Consider the following 17,062-nt stretch of genomic DNA (forward strand, 5'->3'; position numbering starts at 1 on the left):
CCGGGCGGGGGCGGGGGGGCGCGGGGGGGGCCGGCGGGGGGGGGGGGGGGGGGGGCCGCCCCCCCCCCCCCCCCGGCCCGGGACGGCGGGACCACTCGACGGTGCCGCCCCCGCCCGCTGCGCTCCACCGGACCAGGGCCCCCGGCCGCCCCCTGGCTCCCGCAGCTCCTCCGGCACCCGGAGATAAGGGTTCGTGTTCGGATTCGGCGGACGGTACGGGCTCCCCGGCGCATAGGGGCCCGCCTCGCTCCCGACCCGCTCCGGAGCGCTGCCGGCCCCCTGATGGACAGGCCCGCCGCCCGCCCCGCCGTGCCCCGCGTCACCCAGTGCCAGGGGGGCCGCACGCGACCCGGCCGCGCCGGTCACCCACGCCAGCAGCGCACCCGCGGCCCCCGCCGCCGCACCCCACACCGCTCCGAGCAGCAACGCCATGCCCAACTGTCCGTGCAGCTGGATCCCCGCCCCGAACGCGTCGAAGCCCAGCACCGACAGCGAGGCGTCCACCGACACGTCCGCCAGCCAGGCCAGCAGCGGCAGCGTGAGCGCGGTGGCGATGCCCAGCCGCACGGCACACCGCCCGGCGAAACCGAGCGCGCCGGAGCGCGGACCCCGCCCGCCGGTGTCCCCCGCCACGGCCGAGCCGATCGGCCGTCCCGCCGGAGTCCGTCCCACCGGAGTCCGGACCGCCGTGAACACCCCGGCCAGCAGCATCAGCAGCGCCGCCGCGACCCCCAGCAGCCACACCCGTCCGTCCAGGTCGGCCAAGTGGCCCAGGGTCACCGACTGGTCGGACTTCGAGTTCAGGAGTTCGTCCAGGGGGTGCGGCAGGAACATGGTCAGGACGCCCGTGGCCCTGCCGTCGAAGGGCACGAAGAGGCCGATGGGGATCCCCAGCCAGACGCCGTTCGGGGCGCCGAGCAGCGCCGCGCCCAGGATCCGGGCCGGGTGCGGGTCGCCGATCGCCGCGAAGGCGGCCGCCGCCCAGCCTGCCGCCACGGCCACCAGCAGTACCGTCACCAGCGCCGAGGCCGCCGGCCGTACCACCCGGTGCACCGCCTCCCAGCCGGGCGGCAGCGGAGTCCGGCGGGAGGCCAGCAGGGCGATCAGCAGGATGCCCACCGCCCAGCCGAGGCCGCCGAGCAGGGTCGCCGCCGTGTCCACGCTGAAGCCGACCGCCGCCTTCGCGTTCACCAGGTCGCCCAGGCGGTCCGGCAGCAGCCCGCCGATGTCACCGATGCCGGGGATCTTCAGCCCTCCGCCGCCTTTCCCGCCCCCCGGCAGCTTGTCCAGGCCGAGCGCACCGCCGTCGATCGTCACGACGGAGTGCCCCGCCCAGGCCAGTCCGCCCAGCGTCGCCACGAACAGCACCACCACCGAGCCCGCGCGGGCCAGCAGTTCCGGCGGGGAGATCACAACTCCCGCCGTGCACAGGGACCGTAAGAAGAACCATGACAAAAGGAGCGCGCCGACCAGGCTCACCCCCAGTGGCGTGATCTGGATGGCCGTGGTGGCCTCCGCTCCCTTCAGGCCGAAAGCGGACAGATCTCCGTCCGGGGTGACCGAACCACCCGCCCCGAGTGCCACAACGGCCGCGGTCATCGGGCCCAGCGAGCCGGCCGCGTCGGCCCGCAGCAGATGCAGACCCAGCGCCGCCGTACCCGCCATACCGATCAACGCCCAGCTCACGGCGGCGATCGCGGACAGCAGGATGTCCGCCCATGGCAGCCGTACACCGTGCCTCGCGCGCTCGACTCCCGTACCAGACGCAACAGCACTCATGGCAGACCCCCCGATCCGCAGACGCGCCGGACCACTCCGCCGCGCTTGTCCCCCTCGCGTGGATTACCACTCTCCGGCCCGGTTTCAACCCCGTCAACGGAAAGAGTTGAAGCGCTCGTACGAGGCCGCCACAAGGCCCGGCTTTCGGTCAGAGGGCCGAGCCTGAAATAGTTCCCGACGATGTTCGACATCCCTAGACTCCCTGTGATGGGGGTAACTCGGGGGACTACTCATGGGGCTTGGAGTGCCGGAACTCGTACTCGAATCAAACGGACGCACCTGGACGCTCGATCCGTCCAGGTCATACACCCTCGGACGCGATCCGCAGGGGGACATCGTGTTCGACGACGCCAGGGTCTCCTGGCGGCACGCCACGATCAGCTTCGACGGCCGCAGTTGGGCCATCGAGGACCACGGCAGTACCAACGGCACCTTCGTGCAGAGTCAGCGGGTCCAGCGGTCGGAGATCGGCCCGGGCTCGGCCGTCCATCTCGGCAACGCGAACGACGGACCGCGCCTGAGCCTCTCCGGCGCCGCGGCCGCCGTCGCCCGGCCGACGCCCCAGCAGCAGCCGCTCGCGGCGCAGGGCGCGGGCGGCGGGGGCTGGTCCCAGCCGGCGGCTCCGCAGCAGTCGGCCGCGCAGCCGGCGGCTCCGCAACAGGGCTGGCAGCAGGCCCCGCCGGCGATCCCGCAGCAGCAGGGCGCCCCGGCGATGGCCTCCGGTGGCGGCGCGGGGGCGCCGCCGGTCTACGGCGACCGCAGCCCGACCACGTTCCACCAGTTCTCCATCGGCCGCGTGATGCGCATCGGCCGTGCCCTGGACAACGAACTGGTCGTCTCCGACCTGCAGGTCTCGCGGCATCACGCCGAGTTCCACTCCACGCCCGACGGGCGCATGGAGATCCGCGACCTCGGCTCGCACAACGGCACGTACGTCAACGGCATGCCGATCGCCAAGGGCGGCAGCGCGCTGCTCGACGCGAACGACATCGTGGGCGTCGGCCACTCCACCTTCCGGATCGTCGGCGACCGGCTCGAGGAGTTCGTCGACACCGGTGAGGTCTCCTTCTCCGCACGCCACCTGACCGTCACGGTCGACGGCGGAAAGCAGATCCTCAAGGACGTCTCCTTCGGCGTCCCGGAGAAGTCCGTGATCGCGGTCATCGGCCCGTCGGGATCCGGCAAGTCGACCCTGCTGAAGGCGCTCACCGGCTACCGCCCCGCCAACGAGGGCGAGGTGCTGTACGACAACCGCAACCTGTACAAGCAGTTCGCCGAGTTGCGCCAGCGCATCGGTCTGGTCCCGCAGGACGACATCCTGCACAAGGAGCTGACGGTCAAGAAGGCGCTCAAGTACGCGGCCAAGCTGCGCTTCCCCGCCGACACCACGGCGGAGGAGCGCGAGGCCCGCATAGACGAGGTGCTGCGCGAGCTGAAGCTCGACATCCACAAGGAGAAGAAGGTCACCTCCCTCTCCGGCGGCCAGCGCAAGCGCGTGTCGGTGGCCCTGGAACTGCTCACCAAACCGTCGCTGATCTTCCTCGACGAGCCCACCTCGGGCCTCGACCCGGGCATGGACCGCGATGTCATGCAGCTGCTGCGCGGCCTCGCCGACGACGGCCGTACGGTCCTCGTCGTCACCCACTCGGTGGCCGAGCTGGCGCTGTGCGACAAGCTCCTGGTGATGGCGCCGGGCGGCTCGGTCGCCTACTTCGGCCCGCCGGAGGAGGCGCTGAACTTCTTCGGCTACGACACCTGGGCCGATGTCTTCTCCGCCTTCGAGAACTACCGCGACTACGACTGGGCGGGCCGTTGGAAGGGCTCGCAGCACTACCAGATGTACGCCGCGGACATCGACGCGATCGCTCCACAGTCCGTACAGATGCCTCCGATGCAGGCGATGAAGCCGCGCAAGCCCCAGGGTTGGATGTCGCAGTTCGGCACGCTGGTGCGTCGATACGTGTCGGTGATCGCCTCCGACAAGGGCTTCCTGCTTCTGACGGTGATCCTGCCACTCGTCCTCGGCTCGGTGAGCCTGCTGATCGACTCGGGCAAGGACCTGCTGGTCAACACGGAGATCAATCCGGCGACCCAGCAGCCCGTCCCGAACGGCACGGCCACCACGGTCCTGCTGATCCTCGCCGTCGGTGCCTGCTTCGCCGGTGCCGCGAACTCCGTCCGTGAGCTGATCAAGGAACGGGTCATCTACGAGCGGGAGCGCGCGACCGGCCTGTCCCGCTCCGCGTACCTGATGTCCAAGGTCTTCGTGCTTGGTGTCGTCACGGTCCTGCAGGGCCTGCTGGTCGGCGTCATCGGCTTCGCCAGCCGGAAGATCCCGGCGGAGGGCGTGGTCTTCGGCCACCTCACGCTGCTGGAGCTCTGCCTGCCGGTCATGGCGCTGGGCTTCACCTCGATGATGTTCGGCCTGGTCATGTCCGCGCTGGTGAAGACCTCCGAGAAGACCATGCCGCTGCTGGTCATGTTCGCGATCATCCAGGTCGTGTTCACCGGCTGCCTGTTCGCCCTGAACGGAGCGATCGGCGTCAACCAGTTCTCGTACCTGATGCCGTCGCGCTGGGCCGTCGCCGCCGCGGGCGCCACCCTGGACTTCAACAGGATCGCCCCGCCCGGCAAGGGCAAGCCCGACGACCCGCTGTGGGCACACACCGCCGGCGCCTGGACCCTGGACATGATCGCCCTGATCGCCCTCGGCGTGATCTGTGCCTTCTTGGTGGCCCGCTTCCTGCGCCGCCACGAGCCCGAGGTCATGCGCAAGTAGCACGCGCGGTCCGTACGACGCCGAAGGGCGGCACCCGCAATGGGGTGCCGCCCTTCGGCGTGTCGGTGCTGAGGTCCGCGCCTGCCTCAGTACGCGCTGTTGACGTTGTCGATCGAGCCGTACCGGTGCGCCGCGTAGTTGGCGGCGGCGGTGATGTTGGCGACCGGGTTGTAGATGTTCCAGGACGTGCCGGAGACGTGGTACGTCGCGAAGGTCGGCGGGATCACCTGCAGCAGGCCCTTGGAGGGGATGCCGTTGATGGCGTTGATGTCCCAGTTGTTGATGGCGTTCGGGTTGCCGGAGGACTCCCGCATGATGTTGCGGTGCAGGCCGCTGTAGGAGCCCGGGATGCCCTTGGCGTTCATGATGTCGAGGGCCTGGCGGATCCAGCCGTCGAGGTTGTTGGCGTAGGTCTTCGCGGCGACCTGCTGGATCTGCGGGCGCTGCGCGGACCGGCTCGCGGCCTGCTGGGCGGCACGCTTGGCGGCGGCCTTCTTGACGGCGGCGACGTGCTTCACGTGGGCGGCGTGGACGTGCTTCGCGTGGGCGGCATGGACGTGCTTCACGTGGGCTGCGTGGACCTTCTTCAGGTGAGCCACGTGCAGCTGGTGGGCGGAGGCCTTCGTCTTGGCGGCGATGGCCTCGACCTTGACGTTCTGGAGGGCCAGCTGGTCGGTGACCTTGCCCGTGACGTCCGTGATCTGCGCGGTGCCGTAGGCCGCCTTGGCGGCGGTAGCGGGGGCACCTGACGTGATCGTCTCGGCGCTGCTGGGCACGGCCGAGAAGGCGAGGGCGGCGGCGCCGAGCGTGGCGACACCGGCGAGCGCGATCTTGTGGCGCTTGGTCAGCGTCGGACTGTGGGTGTGCTTGGGCATGGCGTGGACCTCTTCGAATAGCGCGGAGGTCGCTCGTTGTCCGTGGGGGAGACCGGCTCCTCCTGCACGAACACCGCGGGGGGAACCCGCGGTGCCGAGCGACGCAGCCATTCTTAGCGGCCGCAAAATGCTGTGGCAAAGGTGTGACGTACGATCCCCGGTAGTGGAGCCCGGAGGGGCAAATCGGGACAGACTAGAGCGTCTGTCCCGTTCGGGCGGGGCCTCTTTATCTCCTATGTCCGTTCGTACGTGATGTGCGCCCTATGTGCCGCCTCACACCGGCCGCACATGAATCTCACCGGGAGTTGCTCTCGCAATGCTCTGTGTGAGGGCTCTCCTTCGGAAGGATGAGGTGCACGTCCCCGAACTCGTGCCACAGGTAGAGCCCGCGCAGCGCCTCCTTGTAGCTGAGGTCGACCGCGGCCCGCCCCGCGACCGCCTCCAGCATCAGCAGATGCGAGGCCTCCGGCTCGTGCAGCCCGGTCAGGAGCCCGTCCACCGCCCGCACCCCCCGCTCGGGCGTCACGACGAGCTCCGTCCACCCCTCGGCCGCCCGCACCACCCCGTCGCCCCCGGCGGCCGACTCCACGGCCCGCACGGCGGTCGTCCCGACGGCGATCACCCTGCCGTCGCCTGCTCTCACGTTGTTGATGAGCCGCGCCGACGCCTCCGGCACGGCGAAACGTTCCGCGTACGGCGGCTCGTGCGCCTCCGCCGACGACACCCCCGTGTGCAGGGTGACCGGTGCGAACTGCACCCCCCGGCTCACCAGCTCCGCCACCAGCCGCGCGGTGAAGGGCCGCGCCGCACTCGGCATCTCCGCACTCCCCGCCCCGTCCGCGGGCGGCAGCGCGAACACCGTCTGGTACACGGACAACGGCTGGTCCCGCTCCGTATAGGAGTAACGAATGGGCCGCCCGTGCTCCCGCAGCAGTCCCCGTACGTCCGCCGAGGCCCGCGCCCACCACAGCCGCTCGCCCCGCGCGCTCAGCGGCTCCTCCAGGACCAGCCGTACGCCCCCGGGCAGCCTCACCTCACTTCCCGCATGCGTGCCCGCACGCGCGCGTGTGGTCCCCTTCCCGTCCGGTTCCCGCAGCTCGACCGCCCACCGCCCGTCGTCCCCTGGCGTGGAGAAGTGCACCACCACGCGCGCGTGCCCGGCCCGCCCGTCCACGGCGGCCGCCAGGGTGGGAGAGGTGTTCACCACCAGCAGGTCCCCGGCCCGCAGCAGGCACGGCAGCTCGGCGAAGGCGTGATGCGACACCGCCGTCCCGCGCGACACCAGCAGCCGTACGGCGTCCCGCTCAAGACTCGGCCCGCGCTGCTCGGCCGGCACCCGCGCGGACAGCTCCTCCGGCACCCTCACCACCGTCGTCATCGCCCCTCCACCAGGGCAGGAGCGTCGTACCGCCCACTGGCCGGCCGCTCGTCCACAAGCCGCAGGAACGCCGGGACGACGGACTCCGGCGCCGGCCGCGGATCGTCGTCGTCCGGTACGGCCGCCGCGTACAGGTCGGTCGCCATGTCCCCGGGATCCACCGCCCACACCCGCAGCCCCGGTTCCTCCACGCCGAGCACGGCCGCCAGCTGGTCCAGGGCCGCCTTCGAGGCGCCGTAGCCGCCCCAGGTCTCGTACGCCTCGGCGCCCGCGTCCGAGCTGATCGCGACCACCGCTCCCGCCGCCGACTCCCGCAGCAGCGGCAGCGCCTCCTGGACCAGGCCCAGCGCGGCCACCACGTTCACCTCCAGCGCCCGGCGCAGCCCGTCCAGAGGCAGCTCGCCCAGGCGCACCAGCGGCTCGGCGCCCAGCGCGCTGGCGTTGCTCACCAGCAGGTCCACCCCGCCCAGGTCCCACGCCGCGGCCACCAGGCCGGCCCGGTGCCTGCCGTCCGTCACATCGCCGGGCAGCGCCGCCACCCGCGTCCCGTGCCCCGCGACGGCCTCCGCCGCCTCCTTCAGGGCCTCCGCGCCCCTGGCGTCCAGCACCAGATCCCAGCCGCGCGCGGCCAGCGCCTCGGCCAGCGCCCGCCCCAGCCCCCTGGAGGCCCCTGTGATGATCGCTACCGGCATGACAACCGTCCCCTCGGCTCCGTCCGCCTGCCCGGCGGTGCCCCCAACGTAGGAAGGGGACCGCCCCGGCCGCCTCGGACGCGGGCCGCAACCCGCGGGGGCCCTTCGGACTACGCCGCCGGTCCGGGCCCTGCGCCCTAGGTCTCCGGGTCTACGGCCACCGGCCCGGGCCCTGCGCCGTCGGCCCGATCCGCGGTGTCGGACCCCGCCGGTACCGTGAGGGCATGAGCCAAGTTCCCCGGTCCGGCCTCGCGGCGGTGAGCTCCGCGCTGCTTGCCATGAGCAGGCATCTGGAGGTGCGCGACGTCCTCAAGACGATCGTCGCCTCCGCCCGCGAGCTGCTCGACGCGCAGTACGCCGCGCTCGGGGTCCCCGACGACCACGGCGGCTTCGCCCAGTTCGTCGTCGACGGCGTCACCGACGCCCAGTGGAAGGCCATCGGCCCGCTCCCGCGCCAGCACGGCATCCTCGCGGCGATGCTGCGCGAGGCGAAGGCCGAGCGGCTGGCCGACGTCCGCACGGATCCCCGCTTCGAGGGCTGGCCCTCGGCCCACCCCGACATGTCCGACTTCCTGGGCCTGCCGGTCCGGGACGGCGACGAGGTCATCGGCGCGCTGTTCCTCGCCAACAAGAACTGCAGCAAACCTCAGGGAGGCTGCGGCTTCTCCGCCGAGGACGAGGAACTGCTCTCCATCCTCGCCCAGCACGCTGCCATCGCCCTCACCAACGCCCGCCTCTACGAGCGCAGCCGCGAGCTGACCATCGCCGAGGAACGCTCCCGGCTCGCCCACGAGTTGCACGACGCGGTCAGCCAGAAGCTGTTCTCCCTGCGGCTGACCGCCCAGGCCGCCGCCGCCCTGGTCGACCGCGATCCCGCCCGCGCCAAGGGCGAGTTGCAGCAGGTGGCCGCGCTCGCCGCCGAGGCCACCGAGGAACTGCGCGCCGCCGTCGTGGAATTGCGCCCCGCCGCCCTGGACGAGGACGGCCTCGTCGCCACCCTGCGCACCCAGGTCCAGGTCCTCGACCGCGCCCACACCGCGCGCGTGACCTTCGCCGCCAGCGGCTTCCGGGCCCTGCCCGCAGCCCAGGAGGAGGCCCTGCTCAGGGTCGCCCAGGAAGCCCTGCACAACGCCCTGCGGCACTCCGGGGCCGAGCACGTCGACGTGACCGTGAACCGGCGTGGCGGCGGCGCCGTCCTGCGGGTCACCGACGACGGCAGCGGCTTCGACCCGCACCTCACCCGCAGCGCCGGACGCCACCTCGGCCTGGTCTCCATGCGGGACCGGGCGAGCGGCGTCGGCGGCACACTGACCGTGGAATCGGCGCCCGGCAAGGGCACCACGATCGAGATGGAGGTCCCCGGTGGCTGACGCGATCCGGGTGCTGCTGGTCGACGACCACCAGGTCGTCCGCCGAGGCCTGCGCACCTTCCTGGAGGTCCAGGACGACATCGAGGTCGTCGGCGAGGCCGCCGACGGCGCGGAGGGGGTCGAGCGCGCCCAGGAGCTGAGCCCCGACGTCGTCCTCATGGACATCAAGATGCCCGGCCTGGACGGCGTGGAGGCACTGCGCAGACTCCGCGAACTCGACAACCCCGCGCGCGTGCTGATCGTCACCAGCTTCACCGAACAGCGCACGGTCGTCCCGGCCCTGCGCGCCGGCGCCGCCGGATACGTCTACAAGGACGTCGATCCCGACGCGCTCGCCACCGCCATCCGCTCGGTGTATGCCGGGCACGTCCTGCTGCAGCCCGAGGTGGCCGGCGCCCTGCTCTCCCAGGAGGAGGCCAACTCCGGCCAGGGCAGGAGCGGTTCGCTCACCGAGCGGGAGCGCGAGGTGCTCGGGCTGATCGCCGACGGCCGTTCCAACCGCGAGATAGCGCGCGCCCTGGTGCTGTCCGAGAAGACCGTCAAGACGCACGTCTCGAACATCCTGATGAAACTCGACCTCGCCGACCGCACCCAGGCCGCCCTGTGGGCCGTTCGCCATGGCGTGGCAGGCTGAAACGCCTTCCGCAACGCTTCACCGACGGCAACCCGGAGGGTCGCCTTCCGGGCTGAGATTCATACCGTCGTGGGAATGTCACCCGGACGGCGCATCCTCTGCCGACCGCCGCCGTTCTTCAGTGCGTGCTGCGGCGACCGCCGTGGCGATCGCCAAGGAGGGCTCAAGAAGTGAAGAACCTGAAGAAGGCAGCGGCCGTGACGATGGTGGCCGGCGGGATCGTGGCCGCCGGTGCGGGACTGGCCTCCGCCCACACCGGCGGTGCCGGTGCGGCCGGCGCGGCCCACGGTTCTCCGGGCGTCGTCTCGGGCAACGTCATCCAGGCCCCGGTGGACGTCCCGGTCAACGTCGTCGGCAACAGCATCAACGTCGTTGGCGTGCTGAACCCCGCCTTCGGCAACCTCGGCCTCAACCACTGAGACCGCGCCGCACGGCGGCAGCGACCTCCGGCCTTCCGGGCGCCCCCGGAAGGCCGGTCGGCCTCTGCGCCCACCGGCTCTTCCGCCCAATGATCCGAACGGGCAGTCACGGCCCGCCGTCCCGTACCACCCTGGACCCTCAGGCGTTGATCAGCGCATGGCCCACGGCCGGGCCGGCCGCGCACATGCAGGAGGAACCCTCCCCATGAACATCGCCGAGAAGGCCGCCGCCGCCATGACCGTCGCCGGTATCGCAGCGGGCGCCTCCGCCGGTACCGCCGTCGCCGACGCGGTTGCCAACGGCGACGCGGCTGCCTCCCCGGGCGTCGCCTCCGGCCTGGTCGCCCAGATCCCGGTCAACATCCCGGTCAACGCCAGCGGTCTCTCCGTCAATCTGGTCGGCCTTCTGAACCCGGCGTTCGGCAACACCTCGGTCGACAAGTAGGACCGGCACCACCGCCGAGGGCCGCGCCGGTCGGCACAGCCCTCAGGCGCCCTAACGCCCCCGCTCGCGCTCCTCCACCACCGAGTTGTACGCCGCGACCTGTGCCCGCCGGGCCGTCCGTTCCACCGGCCGCAGCGCCAGCGACCGCCCTGCCATCTCCGACGCGCTCACCGCCCCGCCGTGCCCGTTGTCGTACGCCAGCGAGACCAGCAGCCCCACCCGCTGGGCCAGCTCCAGCACCCGCACCGCCCGCGGCGGATACCCCGGCGCCAGTACCTCCCGCCCCCGCTCGGCCCGCGCCCGGTACGCGTCGATCGCCGCCTCCGCCACCGGCCCCGATCCCGCGACGTCCAGCTTCGCCAGCACCTCGGTGGCGTCCCGCAGCGCCTCCGCCAGCTCGCGCTCCGCCTCACCGAGCGACGGCACGTCGGCCGGCGGCGCCTCCCGTACCGGCAGCACGTGCCAGACCACCTCGACATGCACATCACCGGCGGGCCCGGCCTCGTACACCTCCGGCACCAGCCCGAACGCGGCGCCGTGACAGATCACCGCCTCCTCGGCCTCCAGCGCCCGCGCGTTGAACTCCGGCGGCCCGCTCAGCCCCAGCGGATGCCCCGGCGCCGGCAGCGCGACCCGCAGCCCGGTCGCCCCCAAAGTCCGCAGCCGCCCCAGCGCGAGGGTGAGCCCGACCGGAGCGGACTCACCCGGCAGCCCCTCGACCCGGTGCACCGCGTCCTCGCCGACGATGGCGAGTACGGCGTCATCCGGAGAGACAAGTCCGGCCAAAAGGGCATTTCCCCAAGCGGCGAGGCGTCCTGAACGCGGTTCCGAAAGCATGCCTCCACCCTAAGGACAGGACCGATGGAATGGAGCGCCGCACTCGTGGCGTAGATTTCGTAGGGGCTGCGCCCACCGGAGCCGCCGCCCGAGCCACAGGCGTACGCGACAGCCGAGACCGGCCACACTGCAAGGGGAGACAACGCGCTCATGAGCGATGTTCTGGAGCTTCAGGACGTATCTGTGGTCCGCGAGGGCCGGGCTCTGGTGGACCAGGTCTCCTGGTCGGTGAAGGAGGGCGAGCGCTGGGTCATCCTCGGCCCCAACGGCGCCGGCAAGACCACCCTCCTCAACGTCGCGTCCAGCTACCTCTTCCCCAGCAAGGGCACCGCCACCATCCTCGGCGACACCCTCGGCAGGGTCGACGTCTTCGACCTGCGCCCGCGCATCGGCATGGCCGGCGTCGCCATGGCCGAGAAGCTCCCCAAGCGCCAGAGCGTCCTGGAGACCGTGCTCACCGCCGCCTACGGCATGACCGCCCACTGGCAGGAGGAGTACGACGAGGTCGACGAGCAGCGCGCCCGCGCCTTCCTGGACCGCCTCGGCATGACCGAGTACGTGGACCGCAAGTTCGGCACCCTCTCCGAGGGCGAGCGCAAGCGCACCCTGATCGCCCGCGCCCTGATGACCGACCCCGAGCTGCTCCTCCTCGACGAACCCGCCGCCGGCCTCGACCTCGGCGGCCGCGAGGACCTGGTCCGCCGCCTCGGCCGGCTCGCCCGGGACCCGATCGCCCCCTCCATGATCATGGTCACCCACCATGTGGAGGAGATCGCCCCCGGCTTCACCCACGTCCTGATGATCCGCCAGGGCAAGGTCCTCGCCGCCGGCCCGCTGGAGCTCGAACTCACCTCCCGCAACCTCTCCATCTGCTTCGGCCTCCCGCTCGTCGTCGAGCAGGTCGGCGACCGCTGGACCGCCCATGGACTGCCCCTGTCCTGACGGGCCCTGACCCGGCAAAGCGCTCTGTCGGGGTCGGCACCCCCGGCCGTACCATGACTGTGTGAACAGCATCGACGCATGGGTGTGGTGGCTCGTCGTCGCGGCGGCGCTCGGCATTCCGCTCGTGATGACCGCAATGCCGGAGTTCGGCATGTTCGCGGTCGGCGCCGTGGCCGCGGCCGGTACCGCCGGACTCGGCGCGGGCGTCGTGCTCCAGGTACTCGTCTTCGTCGTCGTCTCGGTCGCGCTGATCGCCGTCGTACGGCCCATCGCCAACCGGCACGCCGCCCAGCGCCCCCAACTCGCCACCGGCGTCGACGCCCTGAGGGGCAGACAAGCCGTCGTACTCGAACGCGTCGACGGCGCGGACGGACGGATCAAGCTCGCCGGCGAGATCTGGTCGGCGCGCTCCCTCCACCCGGACCGTGCCTACGAAGTGGGCCAGGAAGTCGACGTCGTGGAGATCGAGGGGGCCACGGCGATTGTCATCTGACCTCGTAAGACTCAACTGAACAGAAGAGTCCCCGAGTTGCGCGTGTGTCTGTCAGACTCATCCAGCAAGATCTTCAACAACCATAAGATCTTCCGAAGCGCCGAGGCGGAGAAGGGTACGGGGAGCGACGATGGAACCGGTCATCATCGTCCTGATCATTCTGGTGGTGTTGGTCTTCATCGCCCTGATCAAGACGATCCAAGTCATCCCGCAGGCGAGCGCCGCCATCGTCGAGCGCTTCGGCCGCTACACGCGGACACTGAACGCGGGCCTCAACATCGTGGTCCCGTTCATAGACACCATCCGCAACCGCATCGACCTGCGTGAACAGGTCGTACCGTTCCCGCCGCAGCCGGTGATCACCCAGGACAACCTGGTCGTGAACATCGACACCGTCATCTACTACCAGGTGACGGACGCCCGCGCGGCCACCTACGAGGTCGCCAGCTACATCCAGGCCATCGAGCAGCTGACCGTCACCACGCTCCGCAACATCATCGGTGGCATGGACCTGGAGCGCACCCTGACCTCCCGCGAGGAGATCAACGCGGCCCTGCGCGGCGTCCTCGACGAGGCCACCGGCAAGTGGGGCATCCGCGTCAACCGCGTCGAGTTGAAGGCGATCGAGCCGCCGACCTCCATCCAGGACTCGATGGAGAAGCAGATGCGCGCCGACCGGGACAAGCGCGCCGCGATCCTCACCGCGGAAGGTACGCGCCAGGCCGCGATCCTCACCGCCGAGGGCGAGAAGCAGTCCCAGATCCTGCGCGCCGAGGGTGAGTCCAAGGCGGCGGCGCTCCGCGCGGAAGGCGAAGCCCAGGCGGTCCGTACGGTCTTCGAGGCGATCCACGCCGGCGACCCGGACCAGAAGCTCCTCTCCTACCAGTACCTCCAGATGCTCCCGAAGATCGCCGAGGGCGACGCGAACAAGCTCTGGATCGTCCCCAGCGAAATCGGGGATGCCCTCAAGGGCCTGTCCGGCGCGATGGGCAACTTCGGTTCCTCGGGCGGCGGTTCGAACGACAGCGGTAGCGTCCCGGCCCAGGAGCGCAGGGAAAAGCCCAACATCGACTAGGGGCGCCTTAAAACCAACGTTCCCCGCGCCCACCCTCTTTTCAGGGGCGCGGGGAACTGCGCGACAAGCCACAACGCGACCGCAGCCGCCGTATTACCGTAACCAGGCGCCCTCTTAGGCGGCCACATCCCCCGCCAGCCACTCAGGCAAGGCCGCCAAGTCCTCGGCCCCCATAGCCAGCAGCATCGCATCCTGGGGTGAAGGCTCGAACGGCCTCCGAAGCAACGGCATCCCTGCCTGCTCCGGCGTCCGGGCCGCCTTCCGGTGATTGTCCTCCGCGCACGAGGCCACCGTGTTCAGCCAGGAGTCCTGACCGCCCTGGGCCCGAGGCACCACATGGTCGACGGTCGTCGCCCGCCGCCCGCAGTACGCGCACCGGTGCCGGTCCCTGACCAGCACCCCCCGCCTCGACCAGGGCGCCTGTCTCCGGAACGGCACCCGTACATAACGGCACAGTCTGATCACCCGAGGCGCGGGTATGTCCACATCCGCACCGCGCATGCGCAGTTCGGGGTGGGCCTGCTCGACGACGGCCTTGTCCTGGAGCACCAGAACAACGGCGCGGTTCAACGTCACCGTAGACAGCGGCTCGAAGCTCGCGTTCAGCACCAGCGTGTCACGCATCCAGCCCACCTCCCATGTGCACCGTGCCCACCCCCGGCGGGCTTGGATCAACTCTGGACGGGCGCGCCGAGATGGACAACGCAATAAAAACTGCCCGCCTCTGATCACTTCCATGACCAGAGGCGGGCAAACGTTCAATGAACGCTCAGCTGATTTCGCGCGCGGCGTCAGCCCTGCTCGGGGTTCTCGTACTCCCCGATGAGCTGCGCCCGCGCGATCGCGTGGAACCGCAGGTTGAACCCGACGACGGCAGGCGACACATCGGCGTCCGGACCGAGCTTCTCCTGGTCCACCGCGTAGACCGTGAACACGTACCGGTGCGGCCCGTCCCCGGGCGGCGGCGCGGCACCGCCGAAGTCCTTCGACCCGTAGTCGTTGCGCACCTGCACCACGCCCTCGGACAGACCCTCGAACTTGCCGCTGCCCGCACCCGCCGGCAACTCGGTCACCGAGGCCGGAATGTCGAACAGGACCCAGTGCCAGAACCCGCTGCCGGTCGGGGCGTCCGGGTCGTAGCAGGTCACGGCGAAGCTCTTGGTCTCGGCCGGGAAGCCCTCCCACCGCAGCTGCGGCGAGGTGTTGCCCTTGGCGTAGACCTGAGCGTCCTTGAGCGTCGCCCCTTCCACGATGTCCTCGCTCGTCACCGTGAACGATGGGACGGGCGGATGGAAGTCATGGGGGAGAGGCCGCCGCTTGAGCTCGGTCACCTCGGTACCTCCTGATCGGTACGGATCGATTACGGAACCCGTCACGGAATCCGCAGTTCCCGAGCCTAGAACCAGTTGCGCTTGCTGCCGACCTCGGACAGCCACTGGTTGAGATAACCCGCCCAGTCGGTCCCCTGGAAGTCGTGCAGACCCACCTGGAACGAGCGGAACGTGTCACTGCCCTCGCTGAACAGCCCCGGCTTCTTGTCCATTTCGAGGATGACGTCCATGGCGTGCGCGTCCGCCACGAAGCTCAGCTCGACCTGGTTCAGCCCCCGGTACTGGGACGGCGGGTGGAACTCGACCTCCTGGTAGAACGGCAGCGTCTGCCGCGTCCCCCGGATGTGCCCCTTCTCCAGGTCCGCGTGCTTGAAACGGAAGCCCAGCTGGATGAAGGCGTCCAGGATCGCCTTCTGCGCCGGCAGCGGATGCACGTTGATCGGGTCCAGATCCCCGGAGTCGACGGCACGCGCGATGTCCAGCTCGGTGGTCACCCCGATGTTCATCCCGCGCAGCGCCTGCCCGTCGATCATCGTGACGGGCGTCTCCCACGGAATCTCCAGCCCGAACGGCACCGCGTGCACGGCCCCGGCCTGAAGCTCGAAGGCACCACCGAGCCGCACCTTGCCGAAGCCGATGTTCTGCTTGTACTCCTCGTCGCCGCTCTCCACCTCGACCCGCGCCTGGAGACCCACGGACAGTCCCTGGATCTCCTGGTTCACCGAGCCGCCCTGGATCCGCACCTCGCCCTGGACCACACCGCCCGGTACGACGTTCACCTCGGTGAGCACCGTCTCGACGGACGCCCCGCCGGCCCCCAGGCTCGCGAGCAGCTTCTTGAACCCCATGACTCTCCCTCTACTACTACGTACGGACCCTTGATCCCTACAAACGCGATCCGGTCGCGACCGGTTCCGGCCCACACCCTGGCAAGCAGACGAATCCTTGACCAGCCCTTGGCGCAGCCGGACTGGACTACGCTCGGTCGCCATGATCGCGCCCCCGGACCGTACGCCACTAGCCAGGACCTTCTTCGACCGCCCTGTACTGGAGGTCGCCCCCGACCTCCTGGGCCGCGTCCTCGTCCGCACCACCCCGGACGGTCCGATCGCGGTGCGCCTCACAGAGGTGGAGGCATACGACGGCCCGAACGACCCCGGCTCGCACGCCTATCGCGGTCACACCCCCCGCAACGACGTGATGTTCGGTCCGCCCGGACACGTGTACGTCTACTTCACCTACGGCATGTGGTTCTGCATGAACCTCGTCTGCGGTCCCGAGGGCACTGCCAGCGCGGTCCTGCTCCGCGCCGGCGAGATCACCGAGGGCGCCGAGCTCGCGCGCAAACGTCGACTTTCGGCCCGATATGACAGAGAACTGGCCAAAGGGCCGGCCCGCCTGGCCACCGCCCTGGGCGTCGACCGGGCCCTGGACGGCACGGACGCGTGTGCCGCCGGCGAGACACCGCTGCGGATGCTGACCGGCACCCCCGTACCCTCCGACCAGGTACGCAACGGCCCACGCACCGGGGTCGCCGGCGATGGCGGCAACGGCGACGTCCATCCCTGGCGCTACTGGGTCGCCAACGACCCCACGGTGAGCCCCTATCGGGCCCATGTACCCAGGCGCCGCTCAAGTTGACGCGTCCCTGGAAGGTGCGTAATGTAGCCTGAGCCGCTGAACCGGGTACGGCAATCGCCAGCAGTCGGAAGCGGCCACCCACTACCTACGACTTCCCCTGACGGGGTCGATTTCGGCATGCCTGCATGCCTGAATTCGAACTCGTGGGACTCGATTATGAGTCCCGCCGGGAATCGGCTAACGTAGTGAATGTCGAAAGGCCGGAGGGCGAAAGCCGGAAAGCCTCAAGACAATCCCGCCGACCGGGAATCGGACGCCGAAAGGATCTGATAGAGTCGGAAACACCGAAGGGAAGCCCGGAGGAAAGCCCGAGAGGGTGAGTACAAAGGAAGCGACCGTTCCTTGAGAACTCAACAGCGTGCCAAAAGTCAA

17 protein-coding genes are annotated in these 17,062 nt (G+C 70.5%); 9 read left to right on the forward strand and 8 right to left on the reverse strand.

Annotation, left to right across the window (positions count from 1 at the left end; genetic code table 11):
* The coding region (locus ACFWPS_RS52350; RefSeq protein ID WP_383721220.1) for a streptophobe family protein at positions 1–1,779 on the reverse strand (1,779 nt) is incomplete at its 3' end.
* Positions 1,780–2,011: 232 nt separating this feature from the next.
* Here ACFWPS_RS52350 and ACFWPS_RS52355 point away from each other — a divergent pair.
* The gene (locus ACFWPS_RS52355; protein WP_383721224.1) at positions 2,012–4,558 is read left to right on the forward strand and encodes an FHA domain-containing protein; all 2,547 of its coding nucleotides are present in this window, start codon (positions 2,012–2,014) and stop codon (positions 4,556–4,558) included.
* 86 nt (positions 4,559–4,644) lie between these two features.
* On the opposite strand, the gene ACFWPS_RS52360 is transcribed toward ACFWPS_RS52355, so the two are convergent.
* The 3 genes from ACFWPS_RS52360 to ACFWPS_RS52370 form a co-directional block, all read right to left on the reverse strand.
* Complete coding sequence (locus tag ACFWPS_RS52360) at positions 4,645–5,433, reverse strand: transglycosylase SLT domain-containing protein (RefSeq protein ID WP_383721227.1); 789 nt, start codon at positions 5,431–5,433, stop codon at positions 4,645–4,647.
* Between the two features lie 295 nt (positions 5,434–5,728).
* Entirely contained in the window at positions 5,729–6,811 is a 1,083-nt protein-coding gene (locus ACFWPS_RS52365; protein WP_383721230.1) for an S-adenosylmethionine:tRNA ribosyltransferase-isomerase, read from the reverse strand.
* Positions 6,808–7,503 (reverse strand): SDR family NAD(P)-dependent oxidoreductase, encoded by a 696-nt coding sequence (locus ACFWPS_RS52370; RefSeq protein WP_383721233.1) that lies wholly within the window; start codon positions 7,501–7,503, stop codon positions 6,808–6,810. Before ACFWPS_RS52370 ends, ACFWPS_RS52365 begins: the two co-directional genes overlap by 4 nt.
* A 224-nt stretch (positions 7,504–7,727) precedes the next feature.
* Between ACFWPS_RS52370 and ACFWPS_RS52375 the strand changes: the two genes are divergently transcribed.
* From ACFWPS_RS52375 to ACFWPS_RS52390, 4 genes are all read left to right on the forward strand, one after another.
* Positions 7,728–8,873 (forward strand): GAF domain-containing sensor histidine kinase, encoded by a 1,146-nt coding sequence (locus ACFWPS_RS52375; protein ID WP_383721236.1) that lies wholly within the window; start codon positions 7,728–7,730, stop codon positions 8,871–8,873.
* Positions 8,866–9,507, forward strand: a complete 642-nt coding sequence (locus ACFWPS_RS52380) for a response regulator transcription factor (RefSeq protein ID WP_350783693.1) — start codon at positions 8,866–8,868, stop codon at positions 9,505–9,507. The genes ACFWPS_RS52375 and ACFWPS_RS52380 overlap by 8 nt, the downstream gene beginning before the upstream one ends.
* A 170-nt stretch (positions 9,508–9,677) precedes the next feature.
* Positions 9,678–9,926, forward strand: coding sequence for a chaplin (locus ACFWPS_RS52385; protein WP_383721238.1), 249 nt, complete (start codon positions 9,678–9,680; stop codon positions 9,924–9,926).
* 205 nt (positions 9,927–10,131) lie between these two features.
* Positions 10,132–10,371 carry a chaplin gene (locus ACFWPS_RS52390; RefSeq protein WP_383721241.1) on the forward strand — a complete coding sequence of 80 codons (240 nt, stop codon included), beginning with the start codon at positions 10,132–10,134 and terminating at the stop codon, positions 10,369–10,371.
* Between the two features lie 51 nt (positions 10,372–10,422).
* On the opposite strand, the gene ACFWPS_RS52395 is transcribed toward ACFWPS_RS52390, so the two are convergent.
* Positions 10,423–11,208 carry a hypothetical protein gene (locus ACFWPS_RS52395; RefSeq protein WP_383721245.1) on the reverse strand — a complete coding sequence of 262 codons (786 nt, stop codon included), beginning with the start codon at positions 11,206–11,208 and terminating at the stop codon, positions 10,423–10,425.
* A 150-nt stretch (positions 11,209–11,358) separates the two neighbouring features.
* Between ACFWPS_RS52395 and ACFWPS_RS52400 the strand changes: the two genes are divergently transcribed.
* The 3 genes from ACFWPS_RS52400 (at position 11,359) to ACFWPS_RS52410 (ending at position 13,718) form a co-directional block, all read left to right on the forward strand.
* Positions 11,359–12,150 (forward strand): ABC transporter ATP-binding protein, encoded by a 792-nt coding sequence (locus ACFWPS_RS52400; RefSeq protein WP_383721248.1) that lies wholly within the window; start codon positions 11,359–11,361, stop codon positions 12,148–12,150.
* A gap of 61 nt (positions 12,151–12,211) precedes the next feature.
* A complete protein-coding gene (locus ACFWPS_RS52405; protein ID WP_383721251.1) occupies positions 12,212–12,643 on the forward strand; it encodes an NfeD family protein in 432 nt (143 codons plus the stop codon).
* A 130-nt stretch (positions 12,644–12,773) separates the two neighbouring features.
* The gene (locus ACFWPS_RS52410; protein WP_383721253.1) at positions 12,774–13,718 is read left to right on the forward strand and encodes an SPFH domain-containing protein; all 945 of its coding nucleotides are present in this window, start codon (positions 12,774–12,776) and stop codon (positions 13,716–13,718) included.
* A 114-nt stretch (positions 13,719–13,832) separates the two neighbouring features.
* Here ACFWPS_RS52410 and ACFWPS_RS52415 read toward each other — a convergent pair whose 3' ends face one another.
* The 3 genes from ACFWPS_RS52415 to ACFWPS_RS52425 all read right to left on the reverse strand — a co-directional run bounded on the left by ACFWPS_RS52415 (position 13,833) and on the right by ACFWPS_RS52425 (position 15,897).
* Entirely contained in the window at positions 13,833–14,342 is a 510-nt protein-coding gene (locus ACFWPS_RS52415; RefSeq protein ID WP_383721255.1) for an HNH endonuclease, read from the reverse strand.
* 167 nt (positions 14,343–14,509) lie between these two features.
* Entirely contained in the window at positions 14,510–15,049 is a 540-nt protein-coding gene (locus ACFWPS_RS52420; RefSeq protein ID WP_383721257.1) for a YbhB/YbcL family Raf kinase inhibitor-like protein, read from the reverse strand.
* Positions 15,050–15,114: 65 nt separating this feature from the next.
* Entirely contained in the window at positions 15,115–15,897 is a 783-nt protein-coding gene (locus ACFWPS_RS52425; RefSeq protein ID WP_383721260.1) for a sporulation protein, read from the reverse strand.
* A 142-nt stretch (positions 15,898–16,039) separates the two neighbouring features.
* Between ACFWPS_RS52425 and ACFWPS_RS52430 the strand changes: the two genes are divergently transcribed.
* The gene (locus ACFWPS_RS52430; protein WP_383721263.1) at positions 16,040–16,690 is read left to right on the forward strand and encodes a DNA-3-methyladenine glycosylase; all 651 of its coding nucleotides are present in this window, start codon (positions 16,040–16,042) and stop codon (positions 16,688–16,690) included.
* The last annotated feature ends 372 nt before the right edge of the window (positions 16,691–17,062 follow it).

This window comes from Streptomyces sp. NPDC058457, assembly GCF_042720695.1.
In the GTDB taxonomy this organism is placed as follows: domain Bacteria; phylum Actinomycetota; class Actinomycetes; order Streptomycetales; family Streptomycetaceae; genus Streptomyces.